The following is a 23742-nucleotide window of genomic DNA, read 5'->3' as shown; positions in this document are numbered from 1 at the left end:
AAATTACCCCATATTTTATTGACAAAATTATGATTGCAAATCTAAAAGTTGATAGTTATAAAAAAAGTGACTATTTATTAAAGTTAATGTCCATGACTTTATTTGTGATAGCTTTCTTGATGATATATCCTATTAACCATTCTTTCGCCCAATCCGTCACCCCAGAAAATAGAGATTGGAATAGTTTTATTGAAACTGAGCAAACTAACTTCGGGATGAAAATAAAAGCCGATGAAGCTATCAATATCTTAAATAATAGAATGGATGAAATAATAACACAGATGAATTTATCTTTAGATAGTGAAGCCCAAGAATTATTGGAAAAATCACAATTGGCATGGAATGATTATAGTGCGGCAAACAGCAAATTTTTAGCAGACACTTTTCGAGGTGGAACTCATTTTGGATTAGCTTATAGTTATAACATGATAGACGAGCAAATAAAAAGAATTAAACAGTTACTGGAAATGAATAAGTATCGCAATAACATTTAAGTTTATCGAAGAACTGGTAAAAAAGAAAGTAAATTGTGCAACAAATGATATAGTTATTACTTAAAATTCACCGTCTTTGTATTCACTCTCACTTATTTATGCGTATCGCCTTATTTACCGAAACATTTTTGCCTAAAGTTGACGGCATCGTTACTCGTTTAAAACATACCGTTGAACATTTACAAAAACAAGGAGACGAAGTTTTAATATTTTCTCCTGAAGGCGGTTTAAAAGAATATAAAGGAGCAAAAATCAACGGTATTAAAGGAATTCCTCTTCCTCTTTATCCAGAATTAAAATTAGCAATTCCTAACCCTTCCATTAATTTCGCCTTACAAAGATTTAAGCCCGATTTAATCCATGTAGTTAATCCCGCAGTTTTAGGGATTGGGGGAATTTACTACGCCAAAAAACTAGACATTCCTCTTATCGCTTCTTACCATACCCATTTACCTCAATATCTTCATCATTATAATTTAGGGGCATTAGAAGGAATTTTATGGGAATTACTAAAATTAGCCCACAACCAAGCTCAATTAAACCTATGCACTTCTACAGCCATGGTAGATGAATTAGTTAATCACGGCATTGAAAAGGTTGATTTATGGCAAAAAGGTGTTGATACCGATTCTTTTCATCCTAGTTTAGCTTCTTCTGAAATGCGTAATCGTCTTTCTCAAGGTAATCCTGATGCACCACTTTTATTATATGTCGGTAGAGTCTCCGCCGAAAAAGAAATTGACAAGATAAAACCTGTTTTAGAGAGTATTCCTGATGCAAGACTAGCAATCGTAGGAAATGGTCCTGCTAAAGATGAATTAGAACAACTTTTTGCTAATACTAACACAAATTTTGTTGGTTATCTTCATGGACAAGAATTAGGTGCGGCTTATGCTTCTGCTGATGCTTTTATTTTTCCCTCTTCCACTGAGACTCTTGGTTTAGTATTATTAGAAGCCATGGCGGCGGGTTGCCCAGTTATTGCTGCAAGACGGGGAGGAATTCCTGATATTGTTACTGATGGTATTAATGGTTATATGTTTAATCCTGATGATGCTCAAGGGGCGATCGCAGCTACTCAACGTTTATTGGCTCATCAAGACGAGAGGGAAAAATTAAGACAAAATGCTCGTTTAGAAGCCGAAAAATGGGGCTGGAGTTCAGCAACAGCTCAATTAAGGAATTTTTATCAAGGGGTAGTATCGGGTAATTTATCCTTGGCTGCATGATGACAAAAAGAGGAGACTAAGAGACTGGGAGATTATGTTTTTGTGAATGAATTAGATTGTCTCAAAAATCCACAAATTTATTTTGAGAATTTTTTACTATTTTACTTACCCACTATTACAGTTGTTTAAAGGTTTTGTCTTCCTGATTTTTTCTATTTTGTCTTCCTGATTTTTCCTATCTCGAACTGAGGTTTGCCTTTTTTTATTGCTCATTGGCTTTTTTCATGCTAATATTAAGATTCTTTAAGTTTAACGGAGGTCAAAAACCGAGTGTATAAACAAATTATCCCTCAAATAATCATCTCTTTACTTTTAGGAGGTATGGGTTTAATCCCGCAAAATTTACCCGCAGAAGCTCAAAATTCCGTGCAGGTAGCCACAAAATTAAATTCTCAACAAAGACAACAACTATACAGCTTATTACAACAAGGTAAACAATATGTTACCACAGGAGATTTAAACAACGCACTATCAATCTATCGTCAAGCCGCTACTTTAGATACAAATAATGCGAAAATATTTTCTAGTCTAGGGTATCTCTACGCTTCCCTCGGAGACTATTCAGCCGCTACGAATGCTTATCAACAAGCTATTTCTCTTGCCCCTGATAATGGTGATTTTTACACTGCTTTAGGTTATACTTTTGCTCAAAGGGGTGATAATACTAACGCTATCAATGCTTATAGAAGGGCAATTGCCCTACAACCTAAAAACCCAGATAATCTAATCGCCTTGGGAGTTTTATTACTCAGAAATGGCGAATATTCCCAGATAGAAAATTATTATCAACAAGCTATCGCTTTAGATAGTAAAAATGAAACTGCTTATGACATGATGGCAACAGCACTTTATCAGCAAAATAAAAATACTGAAGCTATTGCTTTTTTAGAAAATGCCATTCTCAAATTTCCTGCTAATAATGATCTAAGATTAAAGTTAGCTACAGCTTATTTTAAAGAAGAAAAATCTGATTTAGGATTGGAACAATTAAAGATTTTAGAAACATCAGAGCCTAATAATCCTCAAGTTGTGTTAAAAATGGCTATGGTTTATGAGCAACAAAAAAATTGGGATAATGCTCTTTTAGCTTATCAAAAAGCTTCTGGTTTAGATAATAAATCAATTCAAGCCTATGGTGGTACTGCTAGAATTTTAGAACAAAAACAAGATTATTTTCGAGCTATCGTTGCTTATCGTCGTTTTATCGAATTAGCACCAGAAAATCCTTACGGTTATCATCGTTTGGGTTTACTTCTCAAAGACAGGGGTAGAAAACCAGAAGCAAAAGAAATGTTAGAAAAAGCCAAGAGTATTTATCAGCAACAAGGAAAATTAGAAAAGGTGGCAGAAGTACAAAAACAGATATAATCTAAAGCTCGTTGCTGTAATTACCACTTTGATGAATGTCTAAATCTAATTTACAAATTTATACCTTAATTTCTGGTGTCATGGGGGGATTGTTATTGGTTTTTTTCTTCCAACCCTTAATGTTGGCTGAAAATGAAAATACAATTAATAATCCTCTAGTTGGTATCAATATTTTTCAGGCGTTAATTCTGGGTTTAATACAAGGTTTAACGGAGTTTTTACCTATTAGTAGTACTGCACACCTCAAGGTTATTCCTGTCGCTTTAGGTTGGGGTGATCCGGGAGTGACTTTTACCGCTATTATTCAATTAGGGAGTATTTTAGCGGTTTTATGGTATTTTCGACGGGATTTGCTGGATTTAGGTAGTGGTATTTTTAAAGCTGTAAAAGTAAAAAATTATCAAGCTCAAGAGTTTAAAATTGGTCTAGGTATTATTATTGGTACAATTCCTATCATCATATTTGGCTTAGGTTTAAAAATTTTAGTGCCAGATTTAGATAATTCTCCTTTTCGTAGTTTGACTACTATTGCAATAGCTTCCATTGTGATGGCGATTCTATTGGGTGTAGCAGAAAAAATTGGCAGTCATAAACGAAATTTTGACCAATTATCCACAAAAGACGGAATTTTAATGGGATTAGCAGAATCTCTTGCTATTATACCAGGGGTTTCTCGCTCAGGCTCAACGATTACTGCTGGTTTATTTATGAATTTAGAAAGGGCAACTGCCGCTCGTTTCTCTTTTTTACTTGGTATTCCGGCTATTACTTTAGCAGGTTTTGTGGAGTTAAAAGATGTTTTTGATCAAGGTTTGAAAATTTCTTATGCTATACCTTTGACGGTGGGTTTAATTTCTTCTTGGATTTTTTCTTACCTTGCTATTGCTTGGTTAATTCGTTATTTACAAAAACAAGATACTTGGGTTTTCGTCTGGTATCGTCTTGTTTTTGGAGTTGTTATTTTAGTTGCAACTATTAAATAATTATCCTTATTGTTTTTTGGTGAAGGTAGGAGATAGGAGAAATACTTATAAATAAAGATGTTTATTTCAGTATCATGAATAAATATGGAAACACTTTATTGATAAAAAATTCCTATTGCCTATTGATTTTGTATTTAGATGTGTCTGAGTTTATATTATCAATTATCTTCATCAGGTTGTTTTATTTCTTCTTTAAAACCTCGCAACATTTTCCCTAAAGAATTGCCCAATTCAGGGAGTTTTTTTGGTCCAAAAATTAAAAGTGCGATCGCAATTATAAGAGTTACTTCTGTCCATCCTAAACCAAACATAATAGATTTTCCTGTAAATGCTATGGTAGAAAATACTGGATATTTTTTAATGCCAGTACCTGATCATAACTAAAATTCAGAATAAATCAACAATTAAATTATTTTTTATGGTAGTTTCTTCCTCTGATTTGAAAAGTCGTTTACATCCCATTATTAATGAATTAGCTGAAATTATCGTTGCCACTTGGCAAGAAAATCTTTCTTTATCTGTCTATGAATTACCTGAAGGTTTAGGATACGTTGAAGGAAAATTAGAAGGTGAAAGATTGACGATTCAAAATCGTTGTTATCAAAGTCGGGAATTTCGTAAAATGCACCTCGAATTAGCAAAAGTTGGTAATAACTTAGATATTCTTCACTGTGTAATGTTTCCTAATATTGAGTATCCTTTACCAATGTTTGGTTGTGATATTGTGGCAGGAAAAGCGGGAATTAGTGCGGCTATCGTAGATTTATCTGCAACCAATGCTGAAAAAATCTTATCAACTGATTATCAACAAAGATTATCCAATTTAGAAGAAATCATTTTTACTGATAAACGAGATTTACCCACATGGGGAGATATTTTTTCTCCTTTTTGCTTATTTATTCGCCCAAATAGTGAGGAAGAAGAAAAGTTATTTTTAAAAAGAGTTAAAGATTATTTAACTATTCATTGTCAAGTAGCAAATCAATCAAAACCATTATCTAATAATGAAAAATTGGTCTATTTTGAAGGACAAAAAAATTACTGTTTACAGCAACAAAAAAATGATAAAACCCGTCGAGTTTTAGAAAAATCTTTTGGAGTGGAATGGGCAGAAAATTATATGAATTCTGTTTTATTTGATTTACCATCTTTTTAAAGTAATTAATCATTGATAGTTGATAATTAAGAAAATAAAAAATTAATTATTAAGAGTTAAAATTGTACGATAAACTTTTTCTCCCTTATTTAAAGTTGCAATTTCTCTCTCTGTCATCACCTCTAAAGGATTTTCCGTTAACCAGATATCAGATTTTAAAGGTTTAAATTGAGGATTTTCTAAAAAATGCTCACACATTTCTTGGGCAACTTCTTCAATATCTGACTGTAAAAATATTTGTCCTTTTTTATTTAAAAATTGTCCTATAATTTCTACAATTTCTGGTTGTACAACTCTTCTTTTTTGATGCTTTTTCTTAAACCAAGGATCAGGAAACTGTATTGTTACTAACTGTAAACTATTTATTGGTAAAGATGCTAATAACTCTGATAAAAAATGATTAATATTTCCATATAAGTAGTAAAGATTCGTTAAATTATATTCATCTTTAATCTCATTAGCTTCTATTACTAATGCTTCTCTTATTTCTATACCTAAATAATTTCTATGGGGATTTTTTTGTGCCATTTGTAATAAAAAACGCCCCCTAGCACAACCTAAATCAAGATGAAAAGGCAAAGATAGATTAGAATATATTTGACTCCAGTCAGGTATAGATATTGATTGTTGATATTTATTACTTAATGGATTGACGTGTTGACGCACTCTTATTCTAGCCAATGTGTTATTTCTCCTTCTATTTATCTTTACTTATCGATTTATTTAAAATATGAATGTACGTTTTGCTGTCGCCAGTGATTTACATATAGCTTTACCTGAAACCATTGATAATAATGCTAATCGTTTTCACTTAACCCAATTCAGCATACCAGCCTTAGAAGTGGTTTTAGAGCATTTAAGCACTCTTAATCTTGATTTTCTCTTATTGCCGGGGGATTTAACCCAAGATGGTGAAAAAGTTAATCATCGTTGGCTACAGGCAAAATTAGCTACTTTACCTTATCGGGTGTATGTGATTCCGGGTAATCATGATGTACCAAGTTTTCAAGGAAATGACAAAACTATTGCTTTTGATGATTTTCCTTACTATTACCAACAATTCGGTTATAAAAATACTAAATTGTTAGATTATACCTGTGAGATTGCAGAAGGTTTACAATTAGTTGCTCTAAATTCTAATCAATTTAACTCTGAAGAAAAACAATTAGGTTGCTTAACAGACAATCAGTTTATCTGGTTAGAGGAAACTCTTTCTAATGTTACCGATAAATTAGTTTTCTTGATGATTCATCATAACGTCATTGAACATTTACCTCAACAATCGGATCATATTTTAGGGCAAAGATATATGTTAGATAATGCACCTCGTTTATTATCAATTTTAGAGAAATATGGAGTTAAATTTATTTTTACAGGACATTTACACATACAAGACATTTCTACTTATAAGGGTATTTATGAAATTACCACAGGCTCATTAATTACTTATCCTCATCCTTATCGCATCTTAGAATTGAAAGATAATCAATTAATTATTGAATCTTATCGTATCACTCAATTACCAAACATGGAAAATTTAGGGAATTTTTCTCAGAAATGGACAAGTGAACGCTCATTTTCTTTTATGATGACGATGTTAACTTCTCCCCCTCTAAATTTACCATTGACAGATGCACAAAAATATGCACCACTGCTAAAGCATTTTTGGGCAGATATTGCACATGGTGATAAAACATTTAATTTTCCTGAATTACCGCCTTTAATTAATCAGTATTTTCAACAATTTGGTGCTATTGATAGTGACGGAAAGCCACGATTGATTGATAATAATGCTAAAATTAATCTATACTAATGATAACTTTTGAGTCAAGATTACGTAGTCAAAAATAAAAAATCTTACGCTAAAAATCGATTCAATCTTTAGAAAAGATTACAGTTTTACCAAAATAAAACAAATCAAGACATCATAGTAATAGATATCTGTTGAGGTAGAAAAAACTAGCTTTTTTTTTAAATTCTAATTAATGTTTATCCCCAGTCAATCCCTAATTAGTAGAATTATTCCCCATCAAATGTTTACTAAAATAAGTCATCTTTGGCAAGAATTAGTAAATGAAAATGAGGATGAAGGAATTTATCTGAATGAGGATAATTTAGTTTCTTCCACTAATATTGAAACTACAAAACAAAAATTTCATAGTTTTAAATTATTTGTATCACCAAAAATACAGGCTTTATTATTAATTGAAAAACAAATTAATCAAGTATATTATCAAATAACTGTCACTTTTGATTATCAAGAAATAGTGGATTTTTTAGAATTAATCCAGCCTCAAATAATTATATCAAATGAAAAATTAACGAAGCTAAATCAAATATTATCTAAAGATCAAAATAAAGATTGTAGTAATCATACTTTTATCTTTGCTTTACTAAGAATACTAACAGAACCTTTGTGCTTGCAAGAAGGATATTTTGGAGATTATTATCAAAATCAACCCATCGAAGTCATCTTAAGAAATAGAATCGAACAAGAACGAATTTTACATCAAGTAACTCAACAAATACAGCAAGATTTAGATCTATTAATTATTATTAAAATGACGATAGAACAAGTACAAACATTATTACAAATAGATCGTCTTTTAATATATCAAATTAAAGTACCAGTTCAAAAGAAAATTTCTGATGAAATTAAATTTATTGATACTGTTACCTATGAAGCAAAAGTATCTAGTATTATTCCTTCTGTTTTAAACTTTCAAGAAGAAAGTTGCTTTAATAATATAAAAAACTGTGAAGAAAAATATCTAAATGGTTTTTATTTAGCTGTAGAAGATGTTGACAATTCTAATATTAATAATTGTCTTAAAGAATCAATGCAAAAATTAGGAGTACAAGCTAAAATAGTTGTTCCTATTATTGTTCAAAATAAATTATGGGGTTTATTAATTGCTCATCAATGTTTTTCTCCTAGAAAATGGAAAAGTAGTGAAGTTAATTTTTTGAAAAATATTTCTGAGTATTTAGCCGTTGCTATTTATCAATATAACTGTTATCAAAAATTAGAAAAACAAAAAAAATTACTAGAACAGCAAATAGAAAAAAAAGCGAAAGAATTACAAGATGCCTTAATTGCGGCTCAAATTGCTAATCAATCAAAAACTGAATTTTTAGGTAGTATTAGCCATGAATTAAGAACTCCTTTAACTTGTATTATTGGCTTGTCAGGAACTTTGTTACATTGGTCACAAGATAAACAACATAAACTATCTACTGAGCAACAAATAAGATATTTAAGAATTATTCAAGATAGCGGAAGAAAGTTATTACAATTAATTAATAATATCTTAGATTTTGCTGATATTGAAGCAGGTAAATCATTGCTTTTTATTGAGCAAATATCCCTACAAAATATTAGTAATATGATTTATTTAGCGGGGATAGAAATTGCTCGTAATCAAGGTATCAGTGTAAAATTAGATAATCTAACTACTCCAGAATTAGACTTATTTTATGCCGATGGAGAAAGACTATATCAAATATTATTAAATCTAGTTGATAATGCCATTAAATTTACTCCATCAGGTGGAGAAGTAATTATTAGATTAATGAGAAATCAAAATCAGGTAATTTTTCAAATCGAAGATACAGGAATAGGTATTTATGAAGAACAAATTTCTCTTTTATTTACCAAATTTCAACAACTAGAAAATTATCGAACTCGTACTTATTCAGGCACAGGATTAGGATTGGCATTAACCAAACATTTAGTAGAATTACATGGTGGTTTAATAGAAGTGGAATCTGTTGTCGGAAAAGGTTCTATTTTTACTGTTATTTTACCTAACTCTGAAGAAAAAAATAATATTAAGCCAAAAATAATTGAAAAAGAAATTGGTGATATAAAAATTAATAAAACAATTGTAATTATTTGTGATGATGATGAGATTGGCACTTTTTTATGTGAATTATTAACTGCGGCTGATTATCAAGTTATTTGGTTAATTGATGTTAGTGAAGCTATTAATAGAATCAAACTAATTAATCCTGCTGTTGTTATTTTAGAAAAAAATCAGCAAATATCTTTAAGTATTTCTAATGCTCTTAAAAATGATGAAAATAAAAGCTTTTACTTAATAGTAATTAGGGACGAAATTAATGGTAATGATTGGGAAAATTTATCTAATTCTGGTATTGATGAGTATTTATTAAAACCTTTACTACCAAGAGTTTTACTAAAAAAAATGAGTAGAATAATTAAAAATTGAATAAACAATTAACGAAAATATTAATTATTTTTTAGATGACACAATTATCAATTATAGACATTTTATCTAATTTTATTGAAAATCATCACTTATCATCATTAGACCTAAAGCTATTATATGATGATGATGCAATTAATAATAAATATCCATTAAAATTCAAACAAAATTATGATTTTTTACAAAGTAAACTTGACATTTTAATACTTGTCTATCACCATGTAAAACTATTATTTAATGATGTACAACTTATTCATAAATCTAGTTATCTCAATCATCTTTGGTATTTTTGGATTCCTTTAGCCTTAGAGTTAGCCAAGAAAAGAAAACAACAAAATTATCCTTTCACTATAGGTATTTTAGGAGGACAAGGTACAGGAAAAAGTACTTTGACACAAATATTACCTGTTATATGGCAGTGTCTTAATATCTCTAGTGTGGGAATTTCCCTTGATGATTTATATAAAACCTATGAAGAAAGACAAAAACTTCTTAAAATTGATTCTCGTTTAATTTGGCGAGGACCTCCTGGTACTCATGATGTAGAATTGGGTATTAAAGTTTTAAATCAACTTCGTCATGGCTATTATCCTGTGGAGATTCCCCGTTTTGATAAATCTCTTTATAGTGGTTCGGGCGATCGCATTGAAAATGAATTGTTAACTAATTATATAGGACAAAAAAGAAGAAGTCAAATAGATATAATCATCTTAGAAGGTTGGTTTGTTGGAGTGCAACCTGTAGCAGAAGAAAAATTTATTTATCCTCCTTATCCTATTATCACGAAAGAAGACCAGAAATTTGCCCTCGATTGTAATCAAAGACTCAAAGAATATTTGCCGTTATGGGAAATACTCGATTATCTAATGATATTAAATCCTGAAGATTATCGATTCAGTTTACAATGGCGGAAAATAGCTGAACATAAAATGATAAATCAAGGTAAAGCAGGAATGAATGATGAACAAATAGAGCAGTTTGTGCATTATTTTTGGAAAGCATTACACCCACAAATTTATATTCAACCGATGATCAAAAATTCTTGGTTAACTGATTTGGTGATAAATATTGATTATGATCATAATGTCACAAAAATTATTCGTCCTAATTTAACTCAATAAATAAAAGAAAAATTTCCTTTTTCATTGCCTATTAAATATTTAAACTTATAATTACCAAAGCATAAAAATGTTTATTGAAAATATAATACTAGAAAAATACATTGCACAAAACATTATGATAGAGAAAAAAGATATTATTAATAAAAATATGGTTTTAAACGAATTAGAAATCAGACAAAAATTAGCAAATCTCCCTGATTGGATGACAAATGGACAAGCTATAACTAAAACCTATAAATTTAAAGATTTTATTCAAGCTGTAGAATTTGTTAATCGCTTAGTTATACCTGCAGAAAAAGCTGGACATCATCCAGATCTTGAAATATCCTATAATAAAGTCACTATTCATCTAACGACCCATGACGCAGGAGGAATCACTCAAAAAGATTTTGATTTAGCAACAGAAATTGTGAAAATTGTTGATACTTTTAAGTAGTTCAAATTTTTAGAATCAATTTTTCTTTGAGAAGTACTTTTGCATTACAGTAAATTATCGTAGATAATAAACAATTATTTACTATACAATTTTAAAAGGCGACGCCCAGATTCGAACTGGGGGATGAAGGTTTTGCAGACCCTTGCCTTACCACTTGGCTACGCCGCCATTTTTTTATACTTTATCATCTTAACGTAAAATAGTATTTTTTGGCAAGGAAATTTTTAATTATGGGTTTAGAAATTGAACGTAAATTTTTAGTTAATCATACTCTTTGGCAACCTTCAGATAATGGTATTTTATATCGCCAAGGTTATATTTACACCCATAACGGTAATACTGTTAGAGTTAGAATCGCTGGAAATAAAGGTTATTTGACTTTAAAGGGAAAAACTAAAGGTAGTGTACGCTCAGAATTTGAATATGAAATACCTTTAGATGATGCTGGAGAAATGTTAGATACATTATGCGATCGCCCGTTAATTGAGAAGATTAGATTTAAACAAAAAATAGGTGAATTAACATGGGAAATAGATAATTTTTTAGGAGAAAATCAAGGTTTAACTTTAGCAGAAGTGGAGTTAAAAAATGAAAATCAAAAAGTAATTTTACCATCATGGGTAACTGAAGAAGTAACCCACGATAGACGTTATTATAATTCTAATTTAGCTAAAAATCCTTATAGTAAATGGTAAAAACAATTAAGGAATTAAGTAATTTAAGCAGTTATTTCATTTTTCCTTCATTATTAATTATTAATTATTTAAGTGATTACAGTGGGTATATCCCTGTTAGTAAACTTCTTAATTTGAACGATTTCTTCGGTGATATTAATTAAATCTTTTAAGGCTTCTTGAGTATCTAAATCATGTTTAGTGACATCAGGCTCATAACTTTCGAGATATATTCTTAAAGTAGCACCTTTAGTCCCTGTGCCTGAGAGGCGAATGATAATCCTCGAATTGTCGGTAAAAATAATGCGAATACCCTGATTTTCAGTCACACTACCATCAATAGGATCAGTGTAACTAAAATCATCAGCGTAGGCAACGGTATAATTGCCAAATTGTTTACCTTTCAATGTCTCAAATTGACTTTTTACATGATTAACTAATTCATTCGCACCTTCAGAGGCTACTTCTTCATAATCGTGACGAGAATAAAAATTACGTCCGTATTCTTGCCAGTGAGATTTGACAATTTTTTCCACGGATTCACCTCTAACAGCCACTATATTTAACCAAAAAAGCACTGCCCAAAGTCCATCTTTTTCTCGGATATGATTGGAACTTGTTCCGAAACTTTCTTCACCACAAATAGTAGCTTGATCTGCATCTAATAAATTACCAAAAAATTTCCATCCCGTAGGAGTTTCATAACAGTTAATACCCAATTTTTCGGCGACTCTATCCACTGCACCACTGGTAGGCATTGATCGTGCTACTCCCGTCAGACCATTTTTATAACCTTTGATAAGGTGAGCATTGGCGGTAATAACTGCTAAACTATCACTAGGGTTAACAAAAAAATTACGCCCTAAAATCATATTGCGATCGCCATCACCATCAGAAGCCGCACCAAAATCAGGAGCATCATGAGCAAATAAAATATCAACTAAACTTTTAGCATACACTAGGTTAGGGTCAGGATGACCACCGCCAAAATCTTCTAAAGGTACACCATTAATGACAGTGCCAGTTTTTGCCCCTAATTTACCTTCAAAAATTGCCTTAGCATAAGGACCTGTAACAGCGTGTAAAGAGTCCATACACATAGTAAAATCGCTCTTAGAAAGAAGATTCCGCAGTAAATCAAAGTCGAATAAAGATTCCATTAACTCGATGTAAGGAATAACAGAATCAATGACTTCTATATCCATCGTACCTAACTTAAACGAACCGACATGATCTAAATTAACATCAGCAGATTCTAAAATTTGGTATTGACTAATGGTTTTTGTCTGAGAAAAGATAGCTTCGGTAACTTTTTCTGGTGCAGGTCCACCGTTGCTAATATTATATTTAATACCAAAATCGCCGTTAATTCCCCCAGGATTATGAGATGCAGAAAGAATAATTCCTCCATAAGCTTTATTTTTGCGAATAATAGCCGAAGCGGCAGGAGTTGATAGAATACCATTTAAGCCGACTAAAACTCTACCAACACTATTAGCTGCCGCCATTTTTAGGATAGTTTGGATAGCTTGACGATTATAGTAACGCCCATCGCCACCTAACACAAGGGTTTTACCTTCTAAATCTTCGAGACTATTAAAAATGGATTGAGTAAAATTTTCTAAATAATGAGGTTTTTGAAAAACTGTTACGGCTTTGCGTAGTCCAGATGTACCGGGTTTTTGATCATTAAATGGTTGAGTGTTAACCGTAAGAATAGTCATTGGAAAATGTTAAATTAGTTAATTTTTTTCTCTGCACCTAATTTATCAGTAAAGAGTGAAAAAACATTACTTAAGGTTTATTTTGATACAAATTCAGTATATTTTATGATAGTCAGAGATCTATGATTATGATTAGACTATTAGTTAATGAATATAGTGATTATTAAATTATGAAAAAATTATCTTTATCAGTAATATCAGCTTTAGTTTTATTGACAGGATGTACTGGTGGTGAAGAAACATCTACTGTTGCCCCAATTCCGCCGCAAAATCCTACTCCTACTCCCATTCCTGAAACTTCTCAAAATAATCAAAGTAATCAAAGTAATAATATCAGTAGCTCTAGTGGTTTAATTCCTTCTACTAATCCTCAAGATAGATTAAATGAGATTAGTCAGGGTAGAAATGATCCTTTTGATACAATTAATCCACCAGCAATTATTAGGGTTAAAACAGATCAAATTATTAGTGAATCTGTAGCTACGAATAAAGCTATTCTTAAAGAAGCTCCTAAAGTTGTCAATTCAGAAACCACTGGCAAGGCAAATAATACTGCTCCAAATATGGGTAAAAATACCACAGCTAATACCAGTAGCCCTAGTGACAGAAGAGATGCAAATATCACTAATATTAATGGTAAGTCATCTTTACCTTTTCAACCTCCTTCACCTAATGATGCACAAAATATTATTGTCTCAGGTATATTGAATTTAAACGGTGAAAATGTGGCATTGATTCAAACCCCTTGGGATGGTATGACTCGATCAGTACGTGTTGGTGACATAATTTCTGATAACACTTCGGGTATTCGTGTGAGAGTCAAAGATATTAATTTTGGATACCCAACTACTATTGCCTTACGTGAAAATAATCAAACAGTATTACGCAGTGTTAATGATGATAATGGAGTTGTAGTTTTAGAGCAATTTGGACAAAGAGTTACCCGTCAAATTGGTGAAAATAATAAAGATGAAAAAAATGTGGCTAAATTATAGTTATTCATTAACGATTAAATATTATCAGTCACTATTTTTATAAACAAGATTATTAATTTATGAAGAGGTAAAAAATATTGTTAAATACTATTATTAATAAATCAACGAACAAAATAAATTTAATTTGTGAGCAACTTCCTTTAGCAGTGTATCGTGAAATAGTATCTCATTTGAGACAAATAGAAGGTGTAAATGCTGATTTATTACCACAAACTTCTAAGGAATTTGATTATTTGCAAAGTCAAGTAGGTGGTTTATGGTTGGAATATTCTTCCACAGAAGAAAAGCAAACAAAAATCATCTCTATACTAAGCTACTATGAAAATAAATATGGTTCATGGAAAATAATTAATAATTGAAAAAACTATCAGCATTATAATAACAGGTAATATTATATTTTTCATGAATTCAACTTTAATAGAAAATCAACAAATTTCTGTATCTAAAGGTTTAATTTCTTTAGAGAATATCTATAAAATTTATGGTAGTGGTGAAACAGAAGTTCATGCTTTATCGGGGGTAAATCTCACCATTAATTCAGGAGAATATTGCGCCATTATGGGATCGTCAGGCTCAGGAAAATCTACTATGATGAATATTTTAGGTTGTCTTGATCGTCCCACTTCTGGTAATTATTTTCTTAATGGCGAAAATGTTGCTTCCTTATCCAGTCAAAAACTAGCCACAGTGCGCAATTTACAAATAGGCTTTGTTTTTCAGCAATTTCACCTTTTACCTCAGTTAACGGCTTTAGAAAACGTCATGCTACCCATGATTTATGCTGGGGTGTCTGAAGTCGAACAAAAAAAACGGGCAACTTCTGCCTTAACCAAAGTTGGTTTATCCCATCGTCTCAATAATAAACCCAATCAGCTTTCTGGAGGACAACAACAAAGGGTTGCGATCGCAAGATCAATTGTAAATAATCCTTTAATATTACTAGCAGATGAACCCACAGGAGCATTAGATTCAGAAACAACAAAAGAAGTATTGCAAATATTTCGTCAATTAAACGATGAAAAAATGACCATTATTTTAGTAACCCATGAGCATGATGTCGCCCAAGAAGCTAAAAGAATAATTCGTTTTGCCGATGGGAAAATAATTAATAATTAACTTGATGGATATAATTGACTCGTGAATATTAAAGAGTCGTAATCATTAGCTCTGCTCAAGATAATTCTGTCTCTGAAAAATCAAAATAGAGAAAATAATACTCTTTTATCTGATTACGAATCCAAAATTTTATGCAAAAATAAAAAAGCAAAATTTAATAAAAATAATCTAAGATAATAGTGAATTCTACTAACTTTAATCCTCATCAAATAAGTATTAAAAATAATTGTTTTTTCGGTTTACCTCATTCCATAGAAAATGCGAAAATAGTTTTTTTAAGTGTCCCTTGGGATGCCACGGTGTCCTATGGTGAAGGTACAGCAGAAGGACCAGAAGCCATCCTTGATGCTTCTTATCAATTAGATTGGTACGATTTTGATTTACCCCACGCATGGGAAAAAGGTTACGCTACCATCCCCATTGATAAAACTATTAAAGCTAAAAGTAACGCAAAAAGAATGATGGCAAAAACTGTCATAGATCACCTAGAGTCAGGAAATGATCTTGATGACAAGGCGATCGCAAAAGATTTAGCAATGGTAAATAAAGGAAGTATAGATTTAAATGAATGGGTATATAATCAATGTCTAAACTATTTATCTCAAGGAAAATCTATCGCTTTAATTGGCGGTGATCATAGTGTGCCTTTCGGTTATATTAAAGCTCTGACAGAACATCATCAACAATTCAGCATTTTACATATTGATGCCCATGCAGATTTACGTAACGCTTATGAAGGCTTTACTTATTCCCATGCTTCGATAATGTATAACGTTATGCAACTGCCAAATATTGATAAATTAGTGCAAGTAGGAATTAGGGATTTATGTCAAGAAGAAATGAATAAAATTCGCAGTGATAATCGTATTATTTTATTTGATGATTGGCAATTAAAAAATCATCTTTATGAAGGTATATCATGGCAAAAACAATGTCAAAATATTATTTCGAATTTGTCGGAAAAAGTTTATATCAGCTTCGATATTGATGGTTTAAATCAAGCATTTTGCCCTAGCACTGGAACACCCGTTGCTGGTGGTTTAGACTTTAATCAAGCTATTTATTTGATCCAAATTTTAGTAAAATCAAGAAAAAAAATTATCGGTTTTGATCTTTGTGAAGTTTCTCCTAGTTCAAATAAAGAGGATCAATGGGATGGAAATATTGGTGCTAGATTACTCTATAAGTTAACTAATTTAATGTATCTTTCTTCTCATCAAAATTAATCTTAAAAAGTTCATAAAAACTATTGCATATTTTAAAATTATTTGTTATGATCAAAGTATAAAAAACAAAGCCGCCTTTTCTTGAGCCGTAGCGCTCGGGGGGAGGTGGCTTGTCCATTTTTCTGTATTGCCTAGTAAAAATTTTATCTTCTCTCGCAAAGGGGTTTATCGGTTATCCTCATGATTGGTATTAAGTGAAGTTTTTTCATCACCTGTTAAAATGGTTTACATTACTTAACAAAGATTTATTCTTGAGAAAGCAAAGCCGATGAAACGTATCGTATTAATAACAGGATTTGAGACTTTTAATAGTAGTTTATACCGTCAATCAGCTTCGATCGCTATATCTTGCTGTGAAGGTTTAGAAGTAATAGTTTTCACCGATACGGATATTAATACTCAAAGAGAAAATGTGGAATCGGCCTTACAAAGTGCTGATGTTTTCTTTGCTAGTCTGCTTTTCGACTATGATCAAGTAATATGGTTAAGGGAAAAAGTTGCCCATATTCCCATTCGTCTTGTTTTCGAGTCGGCTTTAGAATTAATGAGTCTTACCCAGATAGGTAAATTCGCTATTGGTGATAAGCCTAAAGGAATGCCTAAACCTGTACAATTCATCTTGAGTAAGTTTACCAATAGCAAAGAAGAAGATAAACTGGCAGGATATATCAGCTTCTTAAAAACAGGGCCTAAATTATTAAAATATATTCCCGTTAAAAAAGTCCAAGATTTACGCAACTGGTTGATTATTTACGGTTATTGGAATGCTGGAGGGGTTGAGAATGTTGCCTCTATGTGTTGGTTTATCGCTGAAAATTATCTCGGTTTAACCGTCACCGAAATTCCCCCCGTTATCGAAACTCCTAATATGGGATTACTTCATCCTGACTATGATGGTTATTTTACTTCTCCTAGTGAGTATTTGAGTTGGTATCAAAAGAAATTAGATGAGGGTAAGACAGGCAGACAGGCAGACAGGCAGACAGGAAGACAAGAAGAAAATACTATCAACTATTCACTATCAACTATTCACTATTCACTGCCTGTTGTTGGTATATTGTTATATCGTAAGCACGTTATCAGCAAACAACCTTATATTCCTCAACTGATTAGTTACTTTGAAGAAGCAGGATTAATTCCCTTACCTATTTTCATTAATGGTGTGGAAGGTCATGTGGCTGTAAGGGATTGGATGACAACGGATTATGAGCAAGAAAAACGCAGTCAGGGTATTAATGAAACTCCCTCTTTATCAAAAGATGCTGTGAAAGTAGATGCGGTAATCTCTACCATCGGGTTTCCTTTGGTGGGTGGGCCTGCTGGTAGTATGGAAGCTGGAAGACAGGTAGAGGTGGCAAAACGTATCTTAACGGCAAAAAATATTCCCTACATTGTCGCCGCACCTCTGTTAATCCAAGATATTCATTCATGGGTAAGAAAGGGTATCGGTGGTTTGCAAAGTGTGGTATTATACGCTTTACCTGAGTTGGATGGTGCGATCGACACTATCCCATTAGGTGGTTTAGTAGGTGAAGATATATACCTGATTCCTGAAAGGGTTAAGCGTCTTACTGGTAGGGTTAATAACTGGATTAAGTTAAGAAGAAAGGCGAAGTGCGATCGCAAGATTGCCATTATTTTATATGGATTCCCCCCCGGATACGGTGCAACTGGTACGGCCGCACTATTAAATGTACCTAAATCTTTGCAAAAATTACTAACAGCATTGAAGGAAGAAGGCTATACCGTTGATAATATTCCCGAAGACGGCGAGGAAATTCTTAACCAAGTCAAAACCGCTGATGATTTTATCTCCTATTCAGGAAAAGCAGAAGGCAGAAGGCAGAAGGCAGAAGATGATTTAACTATTGACAAGTCACTATTAACTATTAACTCTAATACTGTTGATGTGAAGACCCTCGATCGATGGTTAGGATATATACTAATAAATAAGATCAAGAAACAATGGGGTAATCTGACTCAAACTGGTATTAAAACCATTGGTGACAAATTCCAAATCGGCGGTATTCAATTAGGAAACGTCTGGATTGGAGTACAACCGCCACTCGGTATAGCGGGTGATCCCATGAGGCTTATGTTTGAGAAAGATTTAACCCCTCATCCTCAATACACAGCTTTTTATAAATGGTTGCAAAATGACTTTCAAGCCGATGCGATTATACACTTCGGAATGCACGGCACAGTAGAATGGTTGCCCGGTAATCCTTTAGGTAATACGGGCTATTCATGGTCAGATGTACTATTAGGAGATATTCCTAACCTATATATTTATGCCGCTAACAACCCTTCCGAATCCATGTTGGCAAAAAGACGGGGTTATGGTGTTATTATCTCTCACAATGTGCCTCCTTACGGCAGGGCAGGATTATATAAAGAGTTAATGGCATTAAAAGAGTTAATTAACGAGTATCGAGAAGATACAGAGAAAAACGCCCTCTTAAAAGAAGATATTGTCCAAAAAATAGTCGATAGTAGCTTAAATAAAGACTGTAAATTTAGCGAAGAGGAAAAACGAGGTATTGAATTTACTGCTGACAATGCCAAGGTATTCAGTAAACAGGCATTAAATGATTATTTTGTCCAAATATATGACTATTTGCAAATAGTTGAACAAAGATTATTTTCCAGTGGTTTACACATCTTAGGGGAAAATCCGAATCAAGAACAATTGCAATCATACCTTGAGGCTTATTTCGATGATACTTATAGTCAACAAAACTTCGCCCAAGAGTTAAACAATAGCGACTTATTCGCCAGAGTTGAGAAGAAAGCGGAAAAAGAAGAAGAATTAAAGCAACGTTTTGCGCAACAACAGCTAATTACTGACTTGTTAATGCAAACCGAAGACGAATTAACTAATTTATTGCGAGGCTTAAACGGTGAATACATCCCCCCAGCGCCCGGAGGTGATTTACTGCGAGATGGTGCTGGAGTATTGCCTACAGGACGTAACATTCACGCATTAGATCCCTATCGGATGCCTTCTCAGGGTGCGTATTCAAGGGGTAGGGAGATTGGTAAGAAAATTATTGAGCAAAATTTAGCAGAAAACGGTTGTTATCCAGAAACCGTAGCCGTCATGTTATGGGGTTTAGATGCTATTAAAACCAAGGGGGAGTCGATCGGCATTTTACTAGAATTAGTGGGTGCAGAGCCTGTTAAAGAAGGCACAGGGCGCATAGTTAGATATGAGTTAATGCCGTTGAAAAAAGTAGGGCATCCTCGCATTGATGTTTTAGGTAATTTATCAGGCATTTTCCGAGATACTTTTATTAATATCATCGAATTGCTGGATGATTTATTTCAACGGGCTTCTACTGCGGAGGAATCGATCGAAAATAACTTTATTCGGAAACATTACCTTGAATTAAAGGAAAAAGGCATTGATAACGCCTCCGCACGACTATTTTCTAATCCTAACGGCGATTTTGGCTCATTAGTAAATGATCAGGTTGTGGATGGTAACTGGGATTCTGGGGATGAATTAGCGGATACATGGAAAAATCGCAATGTTTTCAGCTACGGTAGAAAGGATAAAGGGCAAACGCGCCCTGAAATTTTAGATAAACTATTACAAACCAGTGCAACCGTTGTGCAGGAAATCGACTCGGTGGAATATGGCTTGACGGATATTCAGGAATATTATGCTAACACGGGAGGCTTGAAACGTGCCGCCGAAAAACAAAGCGGTAAAAAGGTATCGGCTAGTTTTGTGGAAAGTTTCTCTAAAGATACTACTCCCCGTAAATTAGAGCAGGTGTTAAGGATGGAATATCGCACTAAGTTACTTAACCCAAAATGGGCGAAAGCTATGGCTGATCAGGGTTCAGGTGGTGCTTATGAAATTTCTCAACGGATGACGGCATTAATCGGTTGGGGAGGTACTGTCGATTTTACCGATAATTGGGTATATGATCAAGCTGTTGATACTTATGTATTAGATCAAGACATGGCAAATAAGTTAAGGGAAGCGAATCCCGAAGCCTTCCGAAATATTGTGGGAAGGATGTTGGAGGCGAATGGGCGTGGTTTTTGGGATGCGGATGAGGAGAAATTAGAGAAAATCAAAAGTCTTTATGAAATGACGGAGGATGAATTGGAGGGGGTTACTGTTTGATGCTTGAAATCAATACCTTTTATTGATAGAGTAAAGTAGTAGTGTATTAATTTTGTTTTTGTAGAAAAAACGACAACATATAAAAAACTATCAACTTTCATATTGTTAAATTTATCCCAAAGTCAATTATAAAATGAAAGCCTCTGAAACCAGTTTAAGAAATTTACTAGAAGGTACAAAACAGTTTCAAGTACCATTGTTTCAAAGATCTTATTCTTGGAAAAAAGATAATTGGCAAATGTTATGGGAAGACTTATTAATGATTTATGATGATCATAGCGATGATCCTTTTTTTATGGGTTCAATTGTTACACAATCAATACCTGGAACGGCTGACGGTATTTCCCCGTTTATAATTATTGATGGACAACAACGACTTACGACTTTAACTATCTTATTAGCTGCAATTAGATATTCTCTTGATAATGAAAATTCTTTAAAAGAAGAAATTTATGAAACACATTTAATTAATAAATATCAATCAGAAGATTATCGTTATAAATTATTACCTACTCAAACAGATAAAAAATCATATAAAAAAATTATTGATTTAGAACTAGAAAATATTGAAGAATTAAGTAGGGAAAGTAAAATTTTTGAACTGTTTAAATTTTTTGATAAAAATATTAATAAGTCTAGTAATAATATTGAGTTTAGAAAACTGAAAAATATAATTTTAGAGCGTTTATTTTTTGTCAATATTACATCTGGAGAGGAAGATAATCCTTATCTAATCTTTGAAAGTTTAAACTATAAAGGTCAAGAATTGACTCAATCTGATTTAGTTCGTAATTATATTTTTATGCTTTTAGAACCTCATAAAAGAGAAAAAATTTATAATGAAACATGGTTGCTAGTTCAAAATAAATTTTTAAATCAATTTGAAAATAATCAAGAAAAAGTTGCGGAAGAATTGACAAATGCACTATGGTTTTATTTGCGAAAAGATGGAAAATCTGTTTTACAAAGAAATATATACAAAGAGTTTCAAAATAGATTTAAAAAACAAGAGAAAAATATAGAAAATAAATTAACTGAAATAACAAAATTTATCAGCTATTATCTAAATCTTTCATGTCCTAATGATAATACCACTATTAATGAATACTTAGGACGATTTAAAATTTTGGACTTTAAGGTAGTTTATATTTTTTTATTAAACGTTTTTCATGATTATCAAGAAAATAATTTACCACAGTGTGATTTTCTCGAAATTCTTCGTTATTTAGAATCTTATTTTGTGAGAAGATGGATAGTTGATATTTCTACCAGAAGTTTAGGAAATATTTGTAACAAACTATATAGTTTACTATCTTCTGAAGAGGGAAATTTACCTATGAAATTATATAAAGTTTTAGATAGTTTTAAGGATAATGATAGATGGCCTGATGATAAAGAATTTAGACAGGCTATTATTACAAAATCAATATATAAGAAAAAACTAATAATGAAAGGGTAAAATTAGTTTTAAGTAGTATAGAGAAATATCAAACAAAAGAAATTGTTAGTTTGGATAATTTAACAATAGAACATATCTTACCTCAGACATTAAATGATGAATGGAAACTTATGTTAGAAAATGAAAAAGAAAAATTAGATTCATATATTCACAGATTAGGAAATTTAACGTTGACAGCTTATAATGGCGAACTATCCAATAAATCTTTTTCTAAAAAAATAGATTATTTTAATAATAGTAATCTCCGAATTAATCATTATTTTCGAGAACAAAATATTGAAATATGGAATTTAGAAGCTATTAATCAACGTTCAAAATATTTAGCAGATATTGCAGTTAAAGTTTGGATTAGATAATAATCAGGTGAATGTTAAAAGGAAAAACTTTTATTGATTTATTCGCAGGAATTGGCGGTTTTCATCAAGCATTAAGTTATTATGGTGCTAAATGTGTTTTTGTTTCTGAATGGGATAAATATTGTCAGGAAATTTACTTAAAAAATTATGGTATTTTACCCGAAGGAGATATAACCATAATTCCTGAAAATGAGATACCTAGTCATGATATTTTGTGTGCTGGTTTTCCTTGTCAAGCCTTTAGTATTTCAGGGAAACAATTAGGATTTAATGATACTAGGGGTACTTTATTTTTTGATATAGTGAGAATTGCTAAATATCATCAACCGTCATTATTAATCTTAGAAAATGTGAAAAATTTTGCTAGGCATGATGGTGGTAAAACTTTAAAAGTTGTTAAAAATACTTTAAATGAAATTGGTTATGATGTTTTTTATCAAGTGTTAAATGCTTCTAATTTTGGTGTACCTCAAAAGCGAGAAAGAATCTATATTTTAGGTTTTAGAAAAGATTTAAAGGTTAAAATGTTTATTTTTCCTAATAGTTATAGTAAAGCAACCAGTTTAATTGATTTTTGTTTAGATGACTCAGAAACTAAGGATTTTATTATTAATAGAAGTGATATAAAAATGAACGAAAATTTGGAGATAACTAGAGATATTTTAGGGAATTATCCGCAAAAAACCATTAGAATTGGTACGATTAATAAAGGTGGGCAAGGTGAAAGAATTTATCATCAATTTGGTCATGCTATCACTTTATCCGCTTATGGTGGGGGTATTGGGTCAAAAACTGGTATTTATTTAATTAATGGTAAAATTCGGAAATTAGCACCTAGAGAATGTGCGAGAATTATGGGATTTCCTGATGATTTTATTATTAGTGGTAGTAATAATATTGCTTATAAACAATTTGGAAATAGTGTCGTAGTTAATGTGTTAAGATTGATCGTTGAGAATGTTTTACAGATTAATAATTTATTTGCTGAGTTGATTTTGTTATAATTTGATGTATATATCAACTTTACTTGTAGGTATT

21 protein-coding genes and 1 tRNA gene are annotated in these 23742 nt (G+C 31.9%); 18 read left to right on the top strand and 4 right to left on the bottom strand.

The features are described 5' to 3' along the window. Nucleotides 1–29: 29 nt before the first annotated feature. The 4 genes from GM3708_RS07685 (at nucleotide 30) to GM3708_RS07670 (ending at nucleotide 4074) form a co-directional block, all read left to right on the top strand. Nucleotides 30–494 (top strand): lysozyme inhibitor LprI family protein, encoded by a 465-nt coding sequence (locus GM3708_RS07685; RefSeq protein WP_066345351.1) that lies wholly within the window; start codon nucleotides 30–32, stop codon nucleotides 492–494. Nucleotides 495–592: 98 nt separating this feature from the next. Beyond that, nucleotides 593–1723 (top strand): glycosyltransferase, encoded by a 1131-nt coding sequence (locus GM3708_RS07680; protein ID WP_066345350.1) that lies wholly within the window; start codon nucleotides 593–595, stop codon nucleotides 1721–1723. Nucleotides 1724–1993: 270 nt separating this feature from the next. Beyond that, a complete protein-coding gene (locus tag GM3708_RS07675; protein ID WP_066345348.1) occupies nucleotides 1994–3091 on the top strand; it encodes a tetratricopeptide repeat protein in 1098 nt (365 codons plus the stop codon). Between the two features lie 35 nt (nucleotides 3092–3126). Continuing rightward, on the top strand, nucleotides 3127–4074 hold the full coding sequence (locus tag GM3708_RS07670) for an undecaprenyl-diphosphate phosphatase (protein ID WP_066345347.1): 948 nt from the start codon (nucleotides 3127–3129) through the stop codon (nucleotides 4072–4074). 158 nt (nucleotides 4075–4232) lie between these two features. On the opposite strand, the gene tatA is transcribed toward GM3708_RS07670, so the two are convergent. After that, nucleotides 4233–4385: a twin-arginine translocase TatA/TatE family subunit gene (gene tatA / locus GM3708_RS07665; RefSeq protein ID WP_066345346.1), complete on the bottom strand. Its 153-nt coding sequence runs from the start codon at nucleotides 4383–4385 to the stop codon at nucleotides 4233–4235. A gap of 107 nt (nucleotides 4386–4492) precedes the next feature. Between tatA and GM3708_RS07660 the strand changes: the two genes are divergently transcribed. Then, the gene (locus GM3708_RS07660; protein ID WP_066345345.1) at nucleotides 4493–5230 is read left to right on the top strand and encodes a phycocyanobilin:ferredoxin oxidoreductase; all 738 of its coding nucleotides are present in this window, start codon (nucleotides 4493–4495) and stop codon (nucleotides 5228–5230) included. A 42-nt stretch (nucleotides 5231–5272) separates the two neighbouring features. Here GM3708_RS07660 and trmB read toward each other — a convergent pair whose 3' ends face one another. Next, nucleotides 5273–5911, bottom strand: a complete 639-nt coding sequence (gene trmB / locus GM3708_RS07655) for a tRNA (guanosine(46)-N7)-methyltransferase TrmB (RefSeq protein WP_066345343.1) — start codon at nucleotides 5909–5911, stop codon at nucleotides 5273–5275. 49 nt (nucleotides 5912–5960) lie between these two features. Between trmB and GM3708_RS07650 the strand changes: the two genes are divergently transcribed. The 4 genes from GM3708_RS07650 (at nucleotide 5961) to GM3708_RS07635 (ending at nucleotide 11016) form a co-directional block, all read left to right on the top strand. Continuing rightward, the gene (locus GM3708_RS07650) at nucleotides 5961–7043 is read left to right on the top strand and encodes a metallophosphoesterase (protein WP_066345341.1); all 1083 of its coding nucleotides are present in this window, start codon (nucleotides 5961–5963) and stop codon (nucleotides 7041–7043) included. A 220-nt stretch (nucleotides 7044–7263) separates the two neighbouring features. Then, complete coding sequence (locus tag GM3708_RS07645) at nucleotides 7264–9462, top strand: ATP-binding protein (protein ID WP_231933123.1); 2199 nt, start codon at nucleotides 7264–7266, stop codon at nucleotides 9460–9462. Between the two features lie 35 nt (nucleotides 9463–9497). Then, nucleotides 9498–10580, top strand: coding sequence for a glycerate kinase (locus GM3708_RS07640; RefSeq protein ID WP_066345338.1), 1083 nt, complete (start codon nucleotides 9498–9500; stop codon nucleotides 10578–10580). Nucleotides 10581–10728: 148 nt separating this feature from the next. Continuing rightward, entirely contained in the window at nucleotides 10729–11016 is a 288-nt protein-coding gene (locus tag GM3708_RS07635) for a 4a-hydroxytetrahydrobiopterin dehydratase (protein WP_066349370.1), read from the top strand. A gap of 96 nt (nucleotides 11017–11112) precedes the next feature. On the opposite strand, the gene GM3708_RS07630 is transcribed toward GM3708_RS07635, so the two are convergent. Continuing rightward, nucleotides 11113–11184: transfer RNA gene (locus GM3708_RS07630), tRNA-Cys, on the bottom strand. A 62-nt stretch (nucleotides 11185–11246) separates the two neighbouring features. Here GM3708_RS07630 and GM3708_RS07625 point away from each other — a divergent pair. Then, nucleotides 11247–11711, top strand: a complete 465-nt coding sequence (locus tag GM3708_RS07625; RefSeq protein WP_066345337.1) for a CYTH domain-containing protein — start codon at nucleotides 11247–11249, stop codon at nucleotides 11709–11711. 68 nt (nucleotides 11712–11779) lie between these two features. Here the strand turns inward: GM3708_RS07625 and GM3708_RS07620 are convergent, their stop codons facing one another. After that, a complete protein-coding gene (locus GM3708_RS07620) occupies nucleotides 11780–13414 on the bottom strand; it encodes an alpha-D-glucose phosphate-specific phosphoglucomutase (RefSeq protein WP_066345336.1) in 1635 nt (544 codons plus the stop codon). Between the two features lie 170 nt (nucleotides 13415–13584). On the opposite strand from GM3708_RS07620, the gene GM3708_RS07615 reads away from it, so the two are divergent. From GM3708_RS07615 to GM3708_RS07585, 8 genes are all read left to right on the top strand, one after another. Next, nucleotides 13585–14409, top strand: coding sequence for a hypothetical protein (locus GM3708_RS07615; RefSeq protein ID WP_066345335.1), 825 nt, complete (start codon nucleotides 13585–13587; stop codon nucleotides 14407–14409). Between the two features lie 77 nt (nucleotides 14410–14486). Further along, a complete protein-coding gene (locus GM3708_RS07610; protein ID WP_231933120.1) occupies nucleotides 14487–14768 on the top strand; it encodes a hypothetical protein in 282 nt (93 codons plus the stop codon). A gap of 34 nt (nucleotides 14769–14802) precedes the next feature. Then, on the top strand, nucleotides 14803–15525 hold the full coding sequence (locus GM3708_RS07605; RefSeq protein ID WP_197671706.1) for an ABC transporter ATP-binding protein: 723 nt from the start codon (nucleotides 14803–14805) through the stop codon (nucleotides 15523–15525). A 179-nt stretch (nucleotides 15526–15704) separates the two neighbouring features. Further along, on the top strand, nucleotides 15705–16751 hold the full coding sequence (locus GM3708_RS07600) for an agmatinase family protein (RefSeq protein WP_066345331.1): 1047 nt from the start codon (nucleotides 15705–15707) through the stop codon (nucleotides 16749–16751). Nucleotides 16752–17019: 268 nt separating this feature from the next. Next, complete coding sequence (gene bchH / locus GM3708_RS07595) at nucleotides 17020–20889, top strand: magnesium chelatase subunit H (RefSeq protein WP_066345325.1); 3870 nt, start codon at nucleotides 17020–17022, stop codon at nucleotides 20887–20889. Nucleotides 20890–21022: 133 nt separating this feature from the next. Then, the gene (locus GM3708_RS07590) at nucleotides 21023–22348 is read left to right on the top strand and encodes a DUF262 domain-containing protein (protein WP_231933118.1); all 1326 of its coding nucleotides are present in this window, start codon (nucleotides 21023–21025) and stop codon (nucleotides 22346–22348) included. A 17-nt stretch (nucleotides 22349–22365) separates the two neighbouring features. After that, nucleotides 22366–22704, top strand: a complete 339-nt coding sequence (locus GM3708_RS19275) for an HNH endonuclease family protein (RefSeq protein ID WP_315862627.1) — start codon at nucleotides 22366–22368, stop codon at nucleotides 22702–22704. Nucleotides 22705–22715: 11 nt separating this feature from the next. Beyond that, nucleotides 22716–23708, top strand: a complete 993-nt coding sequence (locus GM3708_RS07585) for a DNA cytosine methyltransferase (protein ID WP_066345323.1) — start codon at nucleotides 22716–22718, stop codon at nucleotides 23706–23708. The last annotated feature ends 34 nt before the right edge of the window (nucleotides 23709–23742 follow it).

This window comes from Geminocystis sp. NIES-3708, from assembly GCF_001548095.1.
Lineage (GTDB): Bacteria > Cyanobacteriota > Cyanobacteriia > Cyanobacteriales > Cyanobacteriaceae > Geminocystis.
Note: the sequence above shows the minus strand (reverse complement) of the source record. Positions and strands in the feature narration are given on the sequence as shown.

Coding starts and splice junctions, on each gene's coding strand:
- tatA (WP_066345346.1), bottom strand. CDS start 4,385: ATGTTTGGTTTAGGATGGACAGAAGTAACTCTTATAATTGCGATCGCA.
- GM3708_RS07585 (WP_066345323.1), top strand. CDS start 22,716: ATGTTAAAAGGAAAAACTTTTATTGATTTATTCGCAGGAATTGGCGGT.
- GM3708_RS07620 (WP_066345336.1), bottom strand. CDS start 13,414: ATGACTATTCTTACGGTTAACACTCAACCATTTAATGATCAAAAACCC.
- GM3708_RS07680 (WP_066345350.1), top strand. CDS start 593: ATGCGTATCGCCTTATTTACCGAAACATTTTTGCCTAAAGTTGACGGC.
- GM3708_RS07615 (WP_066345335.1), top strand. CDS start 13,585: ATGAAAAAATTATCTTTATCAGTAATATCAGCTTTAGTTTTATTGACA.
- GM3708_RS07625 (WP_066345337.1), top strand. CDS start 11,247: ATGGGTTTAGAAATTGAACGTAAATTTTTAGTTAATCATACTCTTTGG.
- GM3708_RS07670 (WP_066345347.1), top strand. CDS start 3,127: ATGTCTAAATCTAATTTACAAATTTATACCTTAATTTCTGGTGTCATG.
- GM3708_RS07590 (WP_231933118.1), top strand. CDS start 21,023: ATGAAAGCCTCTGAAACCAGTTTAAGAAATTTACTAGAAGGTACAAAA.
- bchH (WP_066345325.1), top strand. CDS start 17,020: ATGAAACGTATCGTATTAATAACAGGATTTGAGACTTTTAATAGTAGT.
- GM3708_RS07635 (WP_066349370.1), top strand. CDS start 10,729: ATGGTTTTAAACGAATTAGAAATCAGACAAAAATTAGCAAATCTCCCT.
- GM3708_RS07660 (WP_066345345.1), top strand. CDS start 4,493: ATGGTAGTTTCTTCCTCTGATTTGAAAAGTCGTTTACATCCCATTATT.
- GM3708_RS07685 (WP_066345351.1), top strand. CDS start 30: ATGATTGCAAATCTAAAAGTTGATAGTTATAAAAAAAGTGACTATTTA.
- GM3708_RS07640 (WP_066345338.1), top strand. CDS start 9,498: ATGACACAATTATCAATTATAGACATTTTATCTAATTTTATTGAAAAT.
- GM3708_RS07645 (WP_231933123.1), top strand. CDS start 7,264: ATGTTTACTAAAATAAGTCATCTTTGGCAAGAATTAGTAAATGAAAAT.
- GM3708_RS07650 (WP_066345341.1), top strand. CDS start 5,961: ATGAATGTACGTTTTGCTGTCGCCAGTGATTTACATATAGCTTTACCT.